Here is an 18,129-nt window from a genome sequence, read left to right as displayed (position 1 = left end):
GGCACCAAGTAAGGAAAACATAGAAATGGTTCTGTCTTTCTCAATCTGGCTGCCTATCTTTTTCGGCCTGCTGATCCTTGCCTTCGGCTCCGACCGGAGCCCGGGCTTCGTGCGGTGGATGTCGCTGTTCGGCTCGATCGCGAGCTTCGTCGTCACGCTGCCGCTGATCTTCCACTTCGACCGCGCCACCGCGTCGATGCAGTTCGTCGAGAAGGCGAACTGGATCGAGCGCTTCAATATCAACTACCTGCTGGGGGTTGACGGCATCTCGATGTGGTTCGTCGTGCTGACCGCCTTCATCACGGTGATCGTGGTGATCTCGGCGTGGGAAGTGATCACCGAGCGTGTGGCCGAGTACATGGCCTCGTTCCTGATCCTGTCGGGCCTGATGGTCGGCGTGTTCTGCACGCTGGACGGCATGCTGTTCTACGTGTTCTTCGAGGCCACGCTGATCCCGATGTACATCATCATCGGCGTCTGGGGCGGCCCGAACCGTGTCTATGCCGCGTTCAAGTTCTTCCTGTACACGCTGGCGGGCTCGCTGCTGACGCTGGTCGCGCTGCTGTACCTGTACAACAAGACCGGCACGTTCGATATCCTGCAATGGCACCAGGCCAAGCTGTCGATGAACGAGCAGATCGCGCTGTTCATTGCCTTCTTCGTCGCCTTCGCGGTCAAGGTGCCGATGTGGCCGGTGCATACCTGGCTGCCCGACGCCCACGTGGAAGCGCCGACCGGCGGTTCGGTGGTGCTGGCCGCCATCATGCTGAAGCTGGGCGCCTACGGCTTTCTGCGGTTCTCGCTGCCGATCGCGCCTGACGCCAGCCACTACCTGGCCCCGTTCATCATCACCATCTCGCTGATCGCCGTGATCTACATCGGCCTGGTGGCGCTGGTGCAGTCCGACATGAAGAAGCTGGTGGCGTACTCGTCGATCGCCCACATGGGCTTCGTCACGCTGGGCTTCTTCATCTTCAGCGACATCGGCGTGGAAGGCGGCATCGTGCAGATGATTTCGCACGGCTTTATCTCCGGCGCCATGTTCCTGTGCATCGGCGTGCTGTATGACCGCGTGCACTCGCGCCAGATCGCCGACTACGGCGGTGTGGTGAACACCATGCCCAAGTTCGCCGCGCTGGTGGTGTTCTTCGCGATGGCCAACTGCGGCCTGCCGGCCACCTCGGGCTTCGTCGGCGAATTCATGGTGATCCTGGGCGCGGTCAAGTTCGACTTCTGGATCGGCCTGCTGGCCGCCACCGCGCTGATCTTCGGCGCCGCCTACTCGCTGTGGATGGTCAAGCGCGTGATCTTCGGCGACATCGTCCACCAGCACGTGCGCGAGTTGGTCGACCTGAACAAGCGTGAGTTCGTCATGCTCGGCCTGCTGGCCATCATGACGCTGTACATGGGCCTGCACCCGAAGCCCTTTACCGACGTGATGCACGCGTCCGTGGTGAACCTGCTGTCCCACGCGGCACAGTCCAAGCTGTAATCGGGGAGAGAAATCAACATGCAAACGTCCTCGACACTCGCCCCCGTGGCGCCGATTATTTTCCTGGCGATCGCCATCGGCGCGGTCAACTGGATCGACCTTGCACGCGGCAAGGGCAAGCAAAGCGTGGCCTATCCGCTGTCGCTGCTGACCACCCTGGTGCTGACCGTCTGGTTCGGCCTGAATGCCGCCAGCGGCGAGACGCACTACGCGTTCTCGAACCTGGTGGTGATCGATCCGATGGCAAACGTGCTGTCCGCGTTCTGCTCTGCCGGCCTGTTCGTGACGCTGGTCTACACGCGCCGCTATCTGGCGGATCGCGACATGTTTGCCGGCGAGTTCTACCAGCTCGCGCTGTTCACGCTGGGCGGCCAGATCGTGATGATCACCGGCAACAACTTCCTGACCCTGTACTTGGGCCTGGAGCTGCTGTCGCTGTCGTCGTACGCACTGGTGGCACTGCGCCGCGAGTCGCGCGTGACCTCGGAATCGGCGATGAAGTATTTCGTGCTGGGCGCGCTGGCTTCGGGCTTCCTGCTGTACGGCATCTCGATGATGTACGGCGCCACTGGTTCGCTGAACCTGGGCGAGGTGTTCCGCGTGGTCGAGTCGGGCCGCGTCAACACCACCATGCTGGCCTTTGGCGTGGTCTTTATCGTTGCCGGCCTGTCGTTCAAGCTGGGTGCTGCGCCGTTCCACATGTGGATTCCCGATATCTACCAAGGTTCGCCGACCGCGGTGACGCTGCTGATCGCCGGCGGCCCCAAGGTGGCAGCTTTTGCGCTGTTCATCCGTGTGCTGGTGGAAGGCCTGCTGCCGCTGGCAAGCGACTGGCAGATGATGCTGGTAGTGCTGTCGATCATCTCGCTTGCCATCGGCAACCTGACCGCCATCGTGCAGAGCAACCTGAAGCGGATGCTGGCGTACTCGACCATCTCGCACATGGGCTTCGTGCTGCTGGGCCTGCTGTCGGGCGTGGTGGCCAACAAGGCTGACGGCGCTGCCGATGCGTACAGCTCGGCGATGTTCTACTCGGTGACCTACCTGCTGACCACGCTGGGCACCTTCGGCATCATCCTGCTGCGCACCAGCAAGGGCTTCGAGGCCGAGACCCTGGAAGACCTGAAGGGCATGTCGCGCCGCAACCCGTGGTTTGCCTTCCTGATGCTGGTGATGATGTTCTCGCTGGCCGGGATTCCGCCGACCGTGGGCTTCTACGCCAAGCTGGCCGTGCTGGATGCGGTGATCAAGGCCGGCATGACCTGGCTGGCCGTGGTGGCGGTGATGTTCTCGCTGATCGGCGCGTTCTACTACCTGCGCATCGTCAAGCTGATGTACTTCGATGCACCCGTGGGCGAAGAGCAGCTGGAAGCAACGTTCGGCCTGCGCTCGATGCTGAGCGTCAATGGCGCCGCGGTGATCCTGCTGGGCATTTTCCCGGCCGCGCTGATGAACCTGTGCTACCAGGCCATCCGCGCGACCCTGGGTTCCTGATCCGCCACACGCCATGAGCGCATCCGCAAGCGGCTGGTTTGTCATCCTGCTGGCACTGATCAGTGCGAACCTGCCGTTTGTGAACCAGCGCCTGTTCGCGGTGATCCCGCTGCGGCAGGCGCGCAAGCCGCTGTGGCTGCGGCTGCTGGAACTGATCGTATGGTTCGCGGTGGCGGGCGCCGCCGGCTTTGCGGTGGAGGCCAGCCTTGGCAATGTCTTCCCGCAGGGCTGGCAGTTCTACGCCATCACCGCCTGCATGATGCTGGTGTTTGCCTTCCCGGGCTTCACCTGGCAATACCTCGTCAAACACCGCACGGCCTGAAGCCGGTCTTGTCGGCGCCGGGCCCTGCCTGATCGGAGCGTCCATGACCGACAAGATCCAACGCGGCACCCCGTTTCCCGCAGCATCCGCTGAACCCACCGGGAACGACGACGCACTGAAGGAAGTGTGCGTGGCCTCGGCCACGGTCCATCGCGGCAAGTTCCTTACCCTCAAGCAAGACATCGTCAGGCTGCCGAACGGCAAGCAGACCGGGCGCGAATACGTGGTCCATCCGGGCGCGGTGATGATGATCCCGCTGTTCAACGACGGCACCGTGCTGATGGAGCGCCAGTTCCGCTATCCGATCGGCGAAGTGATGCTGGAATTCCCCGCCGGCAAGCTCGATCCGGAAGAGGGCGCGCAGCGCTGCGGCGAACGCGAACTGCTGGAGGAGACCGGCTACAGCGCGGCGCGCTGGGACTACCTGACGCGCATCCACCCGGTCATCTCGTATTCCACCGAGTTCATCGATATCTTCCTGGCGCGCGACCTGACGCACGGCGAGGCGCAGCTCGACGACGGCGAGTTCCTGGAAACCTTCATCACGCCGGTGGGGCAGGTGATCGACTGGGTCCGCAGCGGCCGCATCACCGACGTGAAGACCATCATCGGCGCGTTCTGGCTGGAAAAAGTGATCTCGGGTGCCTGGCAACCGGGCGAACAGCCGCTGCCGCATTACGCCGTATAGTGAGTAGTGAGCCGCGTGGATTCTGCGCCATGCGGCTGTTCCGAACGGTCGTTCTAAAAAATTTAGCACGACCGTTCACAAAAATTCGATTCGCGGATAATATAGCTTTTGACGGGCTGGAAAGATCATGAAGGTGCTCGACCTGCGCTGCGCGCATGACCATCGTTTCGAGGGCTGGTTTGCCTCGGAAGAAGATGCGCAGTCGCAAATCTCGCGTGACCTCGTCCAATGCCCGGTCTGTGGCGACCACGCCGTTACGCGGCTGCCCAGCGCGCCGCGCCTGAACCTGTCGGGCGCGACCGCGCGTGAAGGCAGCGCCAGGCCGGCGCAGCCGGCTGCCGCACCGGTGACACTGCAAGCGCTCTATATGAAGGCAGTGAAGCAGGTGCTGGCACAGACCGAGGACGTTGGCGAGCGCTTTGCCGAAGAGGCAAGGCGCATGCACTATGACGAGGCGCCGGAACGCGGCATTCGCGGTTCGGCCTCGGCGGAGGAAGTGCAGGCGCTGGCCGAAGAGGGCATTGAGACTTTCCCGCTCGTGGTGCCGGATGCGCTGAAGCAGACGGCTCACTGAATTGCGTCTTGTGCCCGTTGCTGTCGGCGCTTGACGTGCAGGCAGAACAACCGCCGGCGGCCCCACGCCAAGCCGGCACCACTGGAGACGGGCATGGATCTCAACTATTCGGCGTCCGACAACGCCTTCCGCGAGGAAGTGCGTAGCTGGCTCGAAGCCAACTTGCCGGCGGACATCCGCAGCAAGATTCTCAACCACCGCCGCCCGAACCGCGACGACCTGGTGCGCTGGCACAAGATCCTCGCCGGCAAGGGCTGGTCGGCGCCGCACTGGCCCGTCCAGTACGGCGGCACCGGCTGGAACGCTACGCAACGCCATATCTGGGACGAAGAGAATGCCCGCGTCGGCGCGCCCGGCGTGCTGCCGTTCGGCGTGGCGATGGTTGCGCCCGTGATCATGAAATACGGCAGCGAGGACCAGAAGGCCTACTATCTGCCGCGCATCCTGGACTGCACCGACTGGTGGTGCCAGGGCTATTCGGAGCCGGGCTCGGGTTCGGACCTGGCGTCGGTGAAGACCCGCGCCGAGTTGACCTCGGACGGCAAGCACTACATCGTCAACGGCCAGAAGACCTGGACCACGCTCGGCCAGCACGCCGACATGATCTTCTGCCTGGTGCGCACCGATCCCGAAGCCAAGAAGCAGGAGGGCATCTCGTTCCTGCTGATCGACATGAAGACGCCGGGCATCACCGTGCGCCCGATCATCATGCTCGACGAAGAGCACGAAGTGAACGAGGTCTTCTTCGACAACGTCAAGGTGCCGGTCGAGAACCGCGTCGGCGACGAGAACAAAGGCTGGACATACGCCAAGTACCTCCTGGGCCACGAGCGCACCGGCATTGCCCGCGTGGGCAACTCCAAGCGCGAACTGGGCTTCCTCAAGCGCGTGGCGCGCCAGCAGCAGAAGAACGGCAAGCCGCTGCTGGAAGATCCGGTGTTCGGCGCCAAGGTAGCCGCGCTGGAAATCGAACTGATGGCGCTGGAGATCACCGTGCTGCGCGTGGTCTCGAGCGAAGCGGCAGGCAAGGGCCCCGGCCCCGAGGCCTCGATGCTCAAGATCAAGGGCACCGAGATCCAGCAGCTGCTGACCGAGCTGATGGTCGAGGCCGTCGGCCCGTACGCCCAGCCGTTCGACACCGCCTACCTGGAGTGCGAGACCGAGCACGCCGTGACCGGCTACGACGACGCCGCGCCGCTGGCCGCGTACTACTTCAACTATCGCAAGACCTCCATCTATGGCGGGTCCAACGAAATTCAGAAGAACATCATCAGCCAGATGATTCTGGGGCTGTGAGGAGACACGCAACATGAACTTCAATCTCAGCGACGAACAGAAGCAGCTGGCCGACGCCGTCCGCCGTTTCATCGACAAGGACTATGGCTTCGAGTCCCGCAAGAAGAACTACGAAAGCGCCGCCGGCTACGGCGACGCCGCCTGGGGCTCGCTGGTCGAGCTCGGCCTGGCCGCGCTGCCGGTGCCGGAAGCGCAGGGCGGTTTCGCGGGCAAGGCCCTGGACATGATGGTGGTGCAGCAGGAGCTGGGCCGCGGCCTGGTGGTGGAGCCGTACCTGGCCACGGTGGTGGGCGCCTACGCGCTGGGCCTGGCCGGCGGCCAGGATGCGCTGCTGGAGCAGGTCGCCGGCGGCGACCTGAAGCTGGCCGTGGCCTTCAACGAGCCGCAGGCGCGCTATGAACTGAACAACGTGCGCGTCACCGCCCGTGACGGCAAGCTCAGCGGCCGCAAGGTCGTGGTGCTGCACGGCGGCCAGGCCGACAAGCTGATCGTGTCGGCCCGCAGCAGCGGCGCCGAAGCCGACCAGGACGGCATCTCGCTGTTCCTGGTGGATGCCAAGGGCGCCGGCGTCAGCATCAAGGACTACCGCACCATCGACAACCTGCGCGCGGCCGACATCACCTTCCAGGATGCCCCCGCGCAACTGCTGGGCGAAGCCGGCAAGGCCTTCCCGGTGATCGAGCAAGTGGCCGACTATGCCGCGGTGCTGCTGTGCGCCGAGGCCGTGGGCGTGATGGATACGCTCAATGCCGCCACGCTGGAATATGCCAAGACGCGCCAGCAGTTCGGCGTGCCGATCGCGCGCTTCCAGGCGCTGCAGCACCGCATGGTCGAGATGTTCATCCATGCCGAGCAGTCGCGCTCGATCACGCTGCTGGCCGCTGCCCGCTTCGAGGAAGCGACGCCGGAAGAGCGCCGCCGCTATGTCTCCGCGGCCAAGGCGCGCGTGGGGCAGGCAGCGCGCACGGTCGGCCAGGAGGCAGTGCAGATCCACGGCGGCATGGGCGTGACCAACGAACTGCCGGCCGCGCACATGTTCAAGCGGCTGACGCTGATCAACACCACCTTCGGCGACGTGGATCACCACCTGGGCAGGTTTGCCGCCCAGCCGGGGTTCCAGGAAGCTGCCTGATCCTGCCAGTCCAGTCAAAACCGCGCTGTAGTCCAGGCGCGGTTTTTTCTTTGGGGACCGTTAGGGGCGGGTTCGGCAAATACGGACGCCAGCCCCCGGCGGCCATGCGATCATTGTTTGAGCACCTAGCGCCAATCACTACAGAGAGACAACCGATGCTGTATTTCGAGGACTTTGAAGTCGGCAGCCGCCGCGAACTGGGTTCGTACCTCGTCACCGAGGAAGAGATCCTGGCCTTTGCCCGCCAGTACGATCCGCAGCCGTTCCATATCGACAAGGAAGCTGCCGCCAAGAGCATCTACGGCGGGCTGATTTCCAGCGGCTGGATGACGTGCTCGATCATGATGCGGCTGCTGGTGCTGAGCACCACCGGCAAGTCGGCCAGCATGGGTTCGCCCGGCGTGGACGAGATCCGCTGGCTCAAGCCCGTCTGTGCCGGCGACACGCTCACCGTCGTGCTGAATGTGCTCGATACCCGGCCGTCGCAGTCCAAGCCGGACCGCGGCGTGGTCCACACCCAGTGGGAAGCCACCAACCAGCGCGGCGAACTGGTCTGCACGGTCAAGGGCATGGGCATGTACGGCCGCCGGCCCGCCTGAGAACACTCAACCCACCATCGAGGAGACAACCGACATGCGCACCATCGCATCGCTTGAAGAACTGGAAGGCCTGCAGGGCCAGGAGGTCGCGGTCAGCGACTGGATCGAGGTGACCCAGCAGCAGGTCAACCAGTTTGCCGATGCCACCGGCGACCACCAGTGGATCCACATCGACGTGGAGCGCGCGAAGAAGGAGTCGCCCTATGGCGGCCCGATCGCCCACGGCTTCCTGACGCTGTCGCTGCTGCCCAAGTTCATGCACAACGCGCTGCACATGCCGTCGAAGATCGGCGTCAACTACGGCCTGAACCGCGTGCGCTTCACGGCACCCGTGCCCGTGGGCAGCAAGCTGCGCGCGCGCATCAAGCTGCTGAAGGTCGAGCGGCTCGATCCGCTGCCGCAGTCTCCTGAACTGGTGGGCGCTCAATCCACCTGGGAAGTGACGATCGAGCGCGAGGGCAGCGACCGTCCGGTGTGCGTGGCGGAGTCGATTTCGCGCCGATATGGATGAACCGCGGCTTGATCCGCGCCAAGGGTTCTGACGCAGTGCGACAATATGCCACATAGTCTTGTCGCACCTCAAAAAGCCGCGCCATGCGCGGCTTTTTGCATATTCATAGCCGAATTTGTGCGCTTGACGCCGGTCAATGCACGGAAAGCGATTCTCGAGGTCGATTGTCCGGTAAAACGGACACTGTGTTTTGTGGCGTTGGGTTTACCCCTAATGTTGCATTGCGGTACAGTCGCGCCCACGATGTTTTACGTGTTGCGCTCCCCGGCCGAAAACCGCGCTTGCCCTCAGGGCCAGTCCGTCGGGAAGTGCAAAAACCTCGTATTCCAACGCTACCCGGCCGCTGTACTGAGCCGGGACCGTTCGCGGTTTCGGCCACCAGGTGCCGCAGCGCCGGCAAGGTCCCACAGGGCCTGCAGCGCGCGCAGTCAGTTGTCCTTCCGTGTTCACGGCGTTGCAAGGCCGCATGGTCCTCCGGCGTTAGATCCGCCGCCCGACCGCAACGCCAGCTAAGGACACGTCCTTCCGGTTTTCCCATAGCCCCACGCCTCTTGCGCGAGCATCAGGCGGTTTAGCCACGCTTTTGCCCAAAGCGCGGTGTAACCAAACCAGTCGTGACATGAAGAAACCCATACTGCCGCGTTGGACGCGGTTCCTGCCCTGCCTCGGCCTGCTCCTGCTCGCTGGCTGCAACATGACGCTGCTCGACCCGAAAGGGCAGGTCGGCGTCGACATCAAGAACATCATCCTGATCGCTACGTGGCTCATGCTGCTGGTGGTGCTGCCGGTGATCGTGCTCACGCTGGTGTTCGCCTGGAAGTACCGCGCGTCCAATACCTCGGCGCGCTATGAGCCGGACTGGTCGCACTCCACCGCGATCGAAGTGGTGGTGTGGCTGATCCCCTGCCTGATCATCATTGCGCTGGGCATCATCACCTGGAAGTCCTCGCACGACCTGGACCCGTACAAGCCGCTCGAATCCAGCAAGAAGCCGGTCACCGTCGAGGTGGTGGCGCTGAACTGGAAGTGGCTGTTCATCTATCCGGAACTGAAGATCGCCACGGTCAACCAGATCGCCTTCCCGGTCGACACCCCGGTGAATTTCAAGATCACCTCGGATTCGATCATGAATTCGTTCTTCATCCCGCAACTGGGCAGCCAGGTGTACGCCATGGCAGGGATGGAGACCAAGCTCCACCTGATCGCCAACGAAGCCGGCTCCTATGACGGCGTGTCCGCCAACTACAGCGGCGGCGGCTTTTCGGGCATGAAGTTCAAGGCGATGGCCATGTCGAACTACGAGTTCGACCAGTGGGTCGCCAAGGTTCGCGCCTCGTCCACCGAACTGGGCGTTGAAGGCTACAAGACGCTGGCACAGCCCAGCGAGAAGGAGCCGGTCACGTACTACGGCAAGGTGGAAGACCAGCTCTTCCGCAACATCCTGCACAAGTACATGGACCACAGCGGCACGGCTGTCGCCGCCGACGGGTTCAAGGGCGGCCCGATCTGCACGTCGCGCAACACCCTCGGTGAAGAGCAGCTGTCGATGACCACGCCGGCCAAGCTGGCGCTGGGCGCGCAATCCTAGGAGCAATGATGTTTGGCAAGTTGAGTTTGTCGGCGATTCCGTTTCATGAGCCGATCATCATGGTCGTTCTGGCCGGCGTCGCCCTGGGCGGGGCCGCGCTGCTAGGCGCGATCACCTATTTCAAGAAGTGGGGCTACCTCTGGAACGAGTGGTTCACCTCGGTCGACCACAAGAAGATCGGCGTGATGTACTGCCTGGTCGCCCTGGTCATGCTGCTGCGCGGCTTTTCCGACGCGATCATGATGCGCGCCCAACTGGCGCTCGCCACCAATGGCGCGACCGGCGTGCTGCCGCCTGAGCACTACGACCAGATCTTCACCGCCCACGGCGTGATCATGATCTTCTTCGTGGCCATGCCGCTGATGACCGGCCTGATGAACCTGGTCGTGCCGCTGCAGATCGGCGCGCGCGACGTGGCCTTCCCGTTCCTGAACACGCTCTCCTTCTGGCTGTTCGTGGCGGGCGCCATGCTGGTCAACGTCTCGCTGGGCGTCGGTGAATTCGCCAAGACTGGCTGGCTGGCCTACCCGCCGCTGTCGGGGCTGGACTACAGCCCGGGGGTAGGGGTGGACTATTACCTCTGGAGCTTGCAGATCTCGGGCCTGGGCACCTTGCTCACCGGCGTGAACTTCCTGGTGACGATCCTGCGCATGCGCGCGCCGGGCATGACGCTGATGCGCATGCCGGTGTTCACCTGGACCGCGCTGTGCACCAACGTGCTGATCGTGGCCGCCTTCCCGGTGCTGACCGTGACCCTGGCGCTGCTGGGCCTGGACCGCTACGTCGGTACGCACTTCTTCACGAACGACGGTGGCGGCAACGCCATGATGTACGTGAACCTGATCTGGATCTGGGGCCACCCCGAGGTGTACATCCTGATCCTGCCGGCGTTCGGCATCTTCTCTGAAGTGATCGCCACGTTCTCGGGCAAGAAGCTGTTCGGCTACAAGGGCATGGTGTACGCGACCGCCGCGATCATGGTGCTGTCGTTCATCGTGTGGCTGCACCACTTCTTCACGATGGGTTCGGGCGCCAACGTCAACGCTTTCTTCGGCATCACGACCATGATCATCTCCATCCCGACCGGGGTGAAGATCTTCAACTGGCTGTTCACCATGTACCGCGGCCGGGTCCAGATGACCACGCCGGTGCTGTGGACGCTGGGTTTCATGATCACCTTCGTGATCGGCGGCATGACCGGCGTGCTGATGGCCGTGCCGGCTGCTGACTTCGTGCTGCACAACAGCCTGTTCCTGATCGCCCACTTCCACAACGTGATCATCGGCGGCGTGCTGTTCGGCTACCTGGCCGGCATCACCTACTGGTGGCCGAAGGCGTTCGGCTTCAAGCTGAACGAGCGCCTGGGCAAGTACGCCTTCTGGTGCTGGCTGGTGGGCTTCTACTTCGCCTTCATGCCGCTGTACGTGCTGGGCCTGATGGGCATGACCCGCCGCCTGAACCACACCGACAACCCGGCCTGGACGCCGTGGCTGTACCTGGCCGTGGTCGGCGTGGTGTTCGTGGCGCTGGGCATCTTCTTCCAGGTGCTGCAGATCGTGGTGTCGATCCGCGACCGCAAGAAGCTGGCCGACGTGACCGGCGACCCGTGGGGCGGCCGCACCCTGGAGTGGGCCACCTCGTCGCCGCCGCCGTTCTACAACTTCGCGCACACCCCGGTGGTGCGTGACCTGGACGCGTTCGCCGACATGAAGGCCCGCGGCGAGACCCTGCCGACCGAAGGCTACGAGAAGATCCACATGCCCAAGAACACGGGCGCGGGCTTCATTATCGGCGCCTTCAGCCTGGTGTTCGGCTTTGCCCTGACCTGGCATATCTGGTGGATGGCCGCGGTTGGCCTGGTGGGCATGATCTGGGCGTTCATCCACCGCAGCAACGACGACCACATCGACTACTACGTGCCGGCCACCGAGGTCGAGCAGATTGAAACGCGCCAACTGCAGCGCATTGCTTCGCAGGCCTAAGAACCATGTCGACTCAAGTCCTAGACCGCATCCCCGCGCAGGCAGGCGCCTCGGCTCACGCTGACGCGCACGGCCATGACCATGCGCACCACGATACCAGTGCCAATACGGTGTATGGCTTCTGGATCTACCTGATGAGCGACTGCATCATCTTCGCCGGACTGTTCGCGGCCTTTGCCGTGCTGCGCGGCGAACTGGCAGGCGGCCCGTCGGCGAAGGAGCTGTTCGAGCTCAACTACGTGCTGGTGGAGACCTTCATCCTGCTGTTCTCCTCGATCACGTACGGCATGGCGATGATCTCGCTGCAGAACCGCAGCCTGAGCCGCGTGCAGGTGTGGCTCGGCGTCACGTTCCTGCTGGGCCTGGCCTTCATGGCGATGGAAATCAACGAGTTCCATCACCTGATCGCCGAAGGCGCCGGCCCGGGCCGCAGCGCGTTCCTGTCGTCGTTCTTCACCCTGGTCGGCACCCACGGCCTGCACGTTGCCAGCGGCATGCTGTGGATGATCGTGCTGATGTGGCAGCTGTCGAAGAAGGGCATCACCCCGACCCTGACCAAGCGCCTGACCTGCCTGTCGCTGTTCTGGCACTTCCTGGACGTGGTCTGGATCGGCGTGTTTACCGTGGTCTACCTGATGGGACATCTGTGATGGCACAACACAACGCACCGGCGGCGCACGGCGCCCACGACTCGCACGATTCGCACGCGGGCCACGACACCCACGCCAGCTTCAAGTCGTACGCGATCGGCTTCATCCTGGCCGTGATCCTGACCGTGATCCCGTTCAAGCTCGTGATGGACGGCAGCATGGACAAGGGCAAGATCCTGTGGATCATCCTCGGCATGGCCGTGGTTCAGATGCTGGTCCACCTGAAGTACTTCCTGCACCTGGACACGTCGTCCGAGCAGCGCAGCAACGTGATCGCGCTGCTGTTCACGGCGCTGATCCTGGTGATCGTGGTGGCAGGTTCGCTGTGGATCATGCACAACCTGAACACCAACATGATGGCGATGTAAGGACTGGCGTCTTGGCATCGAGAGCGGGGCCCCGAAAGGGGCCCCGTTTTTTTTTAACCGTCGCCAGCCTTGGGGCATGGTGCCCGGCCCTGGTGCGGGGGTGCGCAGCGGCTGGCGCCTTTCACATGCCGCCCGCACGGAATTGCACCGATGCACGGGAGTGGTGCGCGCGCCGCCCGCACTGCTCTGGTGCGGATACGCGATCGTGGGCGGCGGTAGTGCCTGCGCGCCGCGCCAGCACGCCGTCTGCCGCCGGCGCGGCGGGTATCAGGCGGTTTGTCTCCATGGCACGCTAGTTGCAGATACATCACCCGGGGAGCGTAGTCCCTGACCAACACCACAAACGGGAGCTGCAAATGCAACGACGTGACATGCTGAAGCTGACGGCGATCGCCGCCGCGGCAATGATCGGTACCAGCCCGCTGGCCATGGCGCAGTCCAAGGAACCGATCAAGGTCGGTATCCTGCACTCGCTGTCCGGCACGATGGCCATTTCGGAGACGTCGCTGAAGGACGTGGCCCTGATGACCATTGATGAGATCAACAAGAGCGGCGGCGTGCTGGGGCGCAAGCTGGAGCCGGTGGTGGTGGACCCCGCCTCGAACTGGCCGCTGTTCGCGGAAAAGGCGCGCCAGCTGATCACCAAGGACAAGGTCGCGGTGACCTTCGGCTGCTGGACCTCGGTGTCGCGCAAGTCGGTGCTGCCGGTCTATGAAGAGCTGAACTCGCTGCTGTTCTACCCGGTGCAGTATGAAGGCGAAGAGATGTCGAAGAACGTCTTCTACACCGGTGCAGCGCCCAACCAGCAGGCCATTCCGGCGGTGGAATACCTGATGAGCAAGGAAGGCGGCGGCGCCAAGCGCTTCTACCTGCTGGGCACGGACTACGTCTACCCGCGCACAACCAACAAGATCCTGCGCGCCTTCCTGAAGAGCAAGGGCGTGGCCGACAAGGACATCGAAGAGGTCTACACCCCGTTTGGCCACAGCGACTACCAGACCATCGTCGCCAATATCAAGAAGTTCTCGCAGGGCGGCAAGACCGCGGTGATCTCCACCATCAACGGCGACTCCAACGTGCCGTTCTACAAGGAGCTGGGCAACGCCGGGCTGAAGGCCAAGGATGTGCCGGTGGTGGCGTTCTCTGTGGGTGAGGAGGAGCTGCGCGGCATCGATACCAAGCCGCTGGTGGGCCACCTGGCCGCGTGGAACTACTTCATGTCGGTCAAGAACCCCGAGAACGACGCCTTCCGCAAACAGTGGGCGGCATGGGTCAAGGCCAACAACCTGCCCGGCGGCGACAAGCGTGTGACCAACGACCCGATGGAAGCCACCTACGTGGGCATCCACATGTGGGCGCAGGCCGTGAAGAAGGCCGGCACCACCGACACCAACAAGGTGCGCGCCGCCATGTACGGCCAGACCTTCAAGGCACCGGACGGCTTCACGCTGACCATGGGCGAGAACCACCACCTGTACAAGCCGGTGATGATCGGCGAAGTGAAGGGCGACGGCCAGTTCTCGGTGGTGTGGAAGACGCCGAAGGCGGTGCGTGCGCAGCCGTGGAGCCCGTTCATCGCGGGTAACGAAGGCAAGCCGGACAAGGTGATGTAAGCGGACGCCAGTCCGGCTCCCTGACGATGGCTTCCTTCTCCCGCAAGGCGGGGGAGGGGGGTGCATCGGCCCCTTTCGCACACCAGAACTACAAGGCGCTGAAGCGCCGCCACTGCGCCAGCCACTATGCCCAAACTACTTCCGACAATGGCCATGCCATGGCTGCGCGCCCTGCTGGCGGCGCTGCTGCTGGCGGCTGCGCCGTGGGCCGCGGCACTGACGCAGGCCGACCTGAAGCCGCTGGCAGAAGACGATTTCGATGCCAAGACCGCCGCGCTGGCCGCACTGGCCAAGGCACCCCCGGCGGAAGCCGGCCCGATCCTGAAGGCCTTGCAGGACGACGTGCTGCAATACGCAGCGTCGGTCGGCATGGTGCGCCAGGACGGCGACAAGACCGTCGATGCCATTACCGGCAAGCCGGTCGCGGTGAAAGCCGACGAACTGGAGTCCCTGACCCTGAACAACAGCCTGCGCGCGCTGGTCGACAGCGCCGCCAGCAGCCTGCTGCTGCAGTCGCCCGATATCGCGGTGCGCGCGCAGGCCATCGCCACGCTGCGCGCCCAGCCGGAAAGCGCCTCGCGCGCCGCGGTCGAAGCCGCGCGCAAGAACGAGGCCGATGCAGGCCTGCGCACCAGCCTGGACGTGATCTGGGCCAACCTGGTGCTGGCCGAGCCGGCCGATCCGGCAGCGCATGACGCGCGGCTTGAAGCCATCCGCATCCTCGGCAGCGACAGCAACCCGCAGAGCCGCCAGAAGCTGGCGCCGCTGGTGGAGCGCGACAGCGCCGGCAACTACCGCGAGCCCGATGCCGACGTGCGCCTGGCCGCGCAGCAGGCGCTGGACACGCTGCGCAGCGACCAGCGCCGCGCCGAGCTGATCGGCAACCTGTTCGCCGGGCTGAGCCTGGGCAGCGTGCTGTTGCTGGCCGCGCTCGGGCTGGCCATTACCTATGGCCTGATCGGCGTCATCAATATGGCGCACGGCGAATTCCTGATGATCGGCGCCTATGCCACCTATGTGGTGCAGTCGCTGTTCCGTGCCTACGCGCCGGGTGCGTTCGACTGGTACCTGCCGGCGGCGCTGCCGGCGTCGTTCCTGGCGGCAGCAGTGGTGGGCTTCGTGCTCGAGCGGCTGGTGCTGCGCCACCTGTACGGCCGCCCGCTGGAAACGCTGCTGGCCACCTTCGGCGTGAGCCTGCTGCTGATGCAGGCGGTGCGCACGCTGTTCGGCGCGCAGAACGTGGAGGTGGCCAATCCGGCCTGGATGAGCGGCGGCATCGAATGGATGCCGGGCCTGGTGATCCCCTACAACCGCATCGTCATCATCCTGTTCGCGCTGGCGGTGGTGGCGGTGGCGTGGGCGGTGCTGAACCGCACGCGGCTGGGGCTGTTCGTGCGCGCCACCACGCAGAACCGCACCATGGCGGCCTGCGTCGGCGTGCGCACCTGGAAGGTCGACAGCTACGCCTTTGCCTTCGGCGCCGGCATTGCAGGGCTGGGCGGCTGCGCGCTGTCGCAAATCGGCAATGTCGGCCCGGACCTGGGCCAGGCCTACATCATCGATTCCTTCATGGTGGTGGTGCTGGGCGGGGTGGGGCAGCTGGCGGGCACCATCGTCGGCGCGTTCGGGCTGGGCATCATCAACAAGTTCATCGAGCCGTTCTATGGCGCGGTGCTGGCCAAGATCTTTGTCCTGGTGCTGATCGTGCTGTTTATCCAGAAGCGGCCGCAGGGACTTTTCGCGCTCAAGGGGCGCAGCGCGGAGGCATGATGCAGCGAGTCCAATCGAATTCTTCCGCCACCCCGTTCCGGCTTGCCGTGCCTGAGCGCCAGGCGCTGTTCTCGCGGCGCATCTGGATGGCGCTGGCGGCGCTGGTGGTGATCGTCGGCATCGGCGTGCCGGTGTGCGCGCTGGTATTGCCGGAAGGTCATCCGCTGCACCTGTCGGCCTATGCGCTGACGCTGGTCGGCAAGATCATGTGCTTTGCGCTGGCCGCGATCGCGCTGGACCTGGTGTGGGGCTACTGCGGCATCCTGAGCCTGGGCCACGGGCTGTTCTTCGCGCTGGGCGGCTACGCCATGGGCATGTACCTGATGCGGGCGATCGGGCGCGAGGGCGTGTACAAGAGCGAGCTGCCGGACTTCATGGTGTTTCTCGACTGGAAGGAGCTGCCGTGGTTCTGGCAGGGCACCGAGCACCTCGGCTACGCGTTGCTGCTGGTGGTGCTGGTGCCGGGCGTGCTGGCGTGGCTGTTCGGCTTCTTTGCCTTCCGCTCGCGCATCAAGGGCGTGTACCTGTCGATCATCACGCAGGCGATGACGTATGCGGCGATGCTGCTGTTCTTCCGCAACGAGACCGGTTTCGGCGGCAACAACGGCTTCACGGACTTCAAGCGCATTGCCGGCTTTGCGATCGCGGCGCCGCAGACGCGCACGGCGCTGTTCGTGCTGACCTTCCTGGCGCTGCTGGCGGGCTTCATCGCCTGCCGCTACATCGTCACGTCCAAGCTCGGGCGCGTGGTCGCCGCGGTGCGCGATGCCGAGATGCGCGTGATGTTTTCCGGCTACAACCCGCTGGGCTACAAGCTGTTCGTCTGGACGTTCTCGGCGGTGCTGTGCGGCATCGCGGGGGCGCTGTACGTGCCGCAGGTGGGCATCATCAACCCCGGCGAGATGTCGCCCGGCAACTCTATCGAGATGGCGGTGTGGGTCGCCGTGGGCGGGCGCGGCACGCTGATCGGGCCGGTGATCGGCGCGTTCCTGGTGAATGGTGCCAAGACCCTGTTCACCGCCCACTTTGCAGAATACTGGCTGTTCCTGCTGGGCGCGATGTTCGTGCTGGTGACCTTGTACCTGCCCGATGGCGTGACCGGGCTGTGGAACCGGCTGCGCGAGCGGCGCGCGGCCGCACCACCAGCCGCTGCAGACCCTGTCTCCGCGCCTGCCGTGGCAGGCCGCACCGGAGGCGAAGCATGAATGCCGCACTCCAGCACGGCCAGGCCGAAAGCGGCGATGCCACCGGCCTGGGCCGCATCGTCGAACCCGGCACCATCGATGTCTCGCACGGACCGATCCTGTACCTGGAAGACCTGACCGTGCAGTTCGACGGCTTCCGTGCGCTCAACAAGCTGACCTTGTCGATCGACCATGGCGAGCTGCGCTGCGTGATCGGCCCCAACGGTGCCGGCAAGACCACGATGATGGATGTCATCACCGGCAAGACCGGCCCGCGCAATGCCAATGTCAGCGGGCGCGTGTTCCTGGGCCAGACCATCGACCTGATGCGGATGACCGAGCCGCGCATCGCGCAGGTGGGCATCGGCCGCAAGTTCCAGAAGCCGACGGTATTCGAGCAGCACGCGGTGTGGGAGAACCTGGAGCTGGCGATGAAGGCCGACAAGCGCTGGTGGTCGTCGCTGCGCGCGCGGCTGACGGCAGAGGGGCATCGCCGCATCGAGGAAACGCTGGCGCTGACCGGACTGGAGGCCGAGGCCTACCGGCCCGCCGGGCTGCTGTCGCACGGGCAGAAGCAGCGCCTGGAGATCGGCATGCTGCTGATGCAGCAGCCGCAGCTGCTGTTGCTGGACGAGCCGGTGGCCGGCATGACCGATGAAGAGACCATGCAGCTGGCGGCGCTGCTCAACGGCCTGCGCGGCAGCTGCTCGATGATGGTGGTCGAGCACGACATGGAGTTCGTCGCCGCACTCGCGGGCGATGCCGGCCAGGTCACGGTGCTGGCAGAGGGCAGCGTGCTGGCCGAAGGCACGCTCGACAGCGTCAAGCGCGACGAGCGCGTGATCGAATCCTACCTGGGAAGATAA

17 protein-coding genes are annotated in these 18,129 nt (G+C 64.4%); all 17 read left to right on the top strand.

Translation table 11 applies throughout. The features are described 5' to 3' along the window. The first annotated feature begins 25 nt into the window (after positions 1-25). Positions 26-1,492, top strand: coding sequence for an NADH-quinone oxidoreductase subunit M (locus ACW4E8_RS08350; RefSeq protein WP_456804060.1), 1,467 nt, complete (start codon positions 26-28; stop codon positions 1,490-1,492). 18 nt (positions 1,493-1,510) lie between these two features. Continuing rightward, on the top strand, positions 1,511-2,986 hold the full coding sequence (nuoN, locus tag ACW4E8_RS08345; RefSeq protein ID WP_456804059.1) for an NADH-quinone oxidoreductase subunit NuoN: 1,476 nt from the start codon (positions 1,511-1,513) through the stop codon (positions 2,984-2,986). Between the two features lie 13 nt (positions 2,987-2,999). Continuing rightward, positions 3,000-3,308 carry a DUF2818 family protein gene (locus ACW4E8_RS08340; RefSeq protein WP_456804058.1) on the top strand — a complete coding sequence of 103 codons (309 nt, stop codon included), beginning with the start codon at positions 3,000-3,002 and terminating at the stop codon, positions 3,306-3,308. Between the two features lie 43 nt (positions 3,309-3,351). Further along, positions 3,352-3,996 carry an NUDIX domain-containing protein gene (locus ACW4E8_RS08335; RefSeq protein ID WP_456804057.1) on the top strand — a complete coding sequence of 215 codons (645 nt, stop codon included), beginning with the start codon at positions 3,352-3,354 and terminating at the stop codon, positions 3,994-3,996. A gap of 127 nt (positions 3,997-4,123) precedes the next feature. Continuing rightward, on the top strand, positions 4,124-4,570 hold the full coding sequence (locus tag ACW4E8_RS08330; RefSeq protein WP_456804056.1) for a DUF1178 family protein: 447 nt from the start codon (positions 4,124-4,126) through the stop codon (positions 4,568-4,570). 93 nt (positions 4,571-4,663) lie between these two features. After that, positions 4,664-5,866: an acyl-CoA dehydrogenase family protein gene (locus tag ACW4E8_RS08325; protein WP_456804055.1), complete on the top strand. Its 1,203-nt coding sequence runs from the start codon at positions 4,664-4,666 to the stop codon at positions 5,864-5,866. Between the two features lie 13 nt (positions 5,867-5,879). Further along, the gene (locus ACW4E8_RS08320) at positions 5,880-6,998 is read left to right on the top strand and encodes an acyl-CoA dehydrogenase family protein (RefSeq protein WP_456804054.1); all 1,119 of its coding nucleotides are present in this window, start codon (positions 5,880-5,882) and stop codon (positions 6,996-6,998) included. Between the two features lie 155 nt (positions 6,999-7,153). Continuing rightward, entirely contained in the window at positions 7,154-7,597 is a 444-nt protein-coding gene (locus ACW4E8_RS08315; protein ID WP_114134031.1) for a MaoC family dehydratase, read from the top strand. Between the two features lie 34 nt (positions 7,598-7,631). Next, complete coding sequence (locus ACW4E8_RS08310) at positions 7,632-8,108, top strand: MaoC family dehydratase (protein WP_456804053.1); 477 nt, start codon at positions 7,632-7,634, stop codon at positions 8,106-8,108. A gap of 619 nt (positions 8,109-8,727) precedes the next feature. Then, positions 8,728-9,696 carry a ubiquinol oxidase subunit II gene (gene cyoA / locus ACW4E8_RS08305; RefSeq protein ID WP_013956032.1) on the top strand — a complete coding sequence of 323 codons (969 nt, stop codon included), beginning with the start codon at positions 8,728-8,730 and terminating at the stop codon, positions 9,694-9,696. 8 nt (positions 9,697-9,704) lie between these two features. Beyond that, positions 9,705-11,678: a cytochrome o ubiquinol oxidase subunit I gene (cyoB, locus tag ACW4E8_RS08300; RefSeq protein WP_456804052.1), complete on the top strand. Its 1,974-nt coding sequence runs from the start codon at positions 9,705-9,707 to the stop codon at positions 11,676-11,678. Positions 11,679-11,683: 5 nt separating this feature from the next. Next, positions 11,684-12,328, top strand: a complete 645-nt coding sequence (gene cyoC, locus ACW4E8_RS08295) for a cytochrome o ubiquinol oxidase subunit III (RefSeq protein WP_013956034.1) — start codon at positions 11,684-11,686, stop codon at positions 12,326-12,328. Beyond that, positions 12,328-12,696: a cytochrome o ubiquinol oxidase subunit IV gene (cyoD, locus tag ACW4E8_RS08290; RefSeq protein ID WP_456804051.1), complete on the top strand. Its 369-nt coding sequence runs from the start codon at positions 12,328-12,330 to the stop codon at positions 12,694-12,696. The genes cyoC and cyoD overlap by 1 nt, the downstream gene beginning before the upstream one ends. Positions 12,697-13,052: 356 nt before the next feature. Continuing rightward, positions 13,053-14,309, top strand: coding sequence for an urea ABC transporter substrate-binding protein (urtA, locus tag ACW4E8_RS08285; protein ID WP_456804050.1), 1,257 nt, complete (start codon positions 13,053-13,055; stop codon positions 14,307-14,309). 147 nt (positions 14,310-14,456) lie between these two features. Then, on the top strand, positions 14,457-16,079 hold the full coding sequence (gene urtB / locus ACW4E8_RS08280; protein WP_456804114.1) for an urea ABC transporter permease subunit UrtB: 1,623 nt from the start codon (positions 14,457-14,459) through the stop codon (positions 16,077-16,079). After that, on the top strand, positions 16,079-17,284 hold the full coding sequence (urtC, locus tag ACW4E8_RS08275) for an urea ABC transporter permease subunit UrtC (protein WP_456804113.1): 1,206 nt from the start codon (positions 16,079-16,081) through the stop codon (positions 17,282-17,284). The genes urtB and urtC overlap by 1 nt, the downstream gene beginning before the upstream one ends. Then, the gene (gene urtD, locus ACW4E8_RS08270; protein ID WP_010809104.1) at positions 17,281-18,129 is read left to right on the top strand and encodes an urea ABC transporter ATP-binding protein UrtD; all 849 of its coding nucleotides are present in this window, start codon (positions 17,281-17,283) and stop codon (positions 18,127-18,129) included. The genes urtC and urtD overlap by 4 nt, the downstream gene beginning before the upstream one ends.

It is taken from the genome of Cupriavidus sp. CP313 (genome assembly GCF_054072015.1).
The sequence above is the reverse complement of the archived record's forward strand: the minus strand, read 5'-3'. Positions and strand labels throughout refer to the sequence as shown.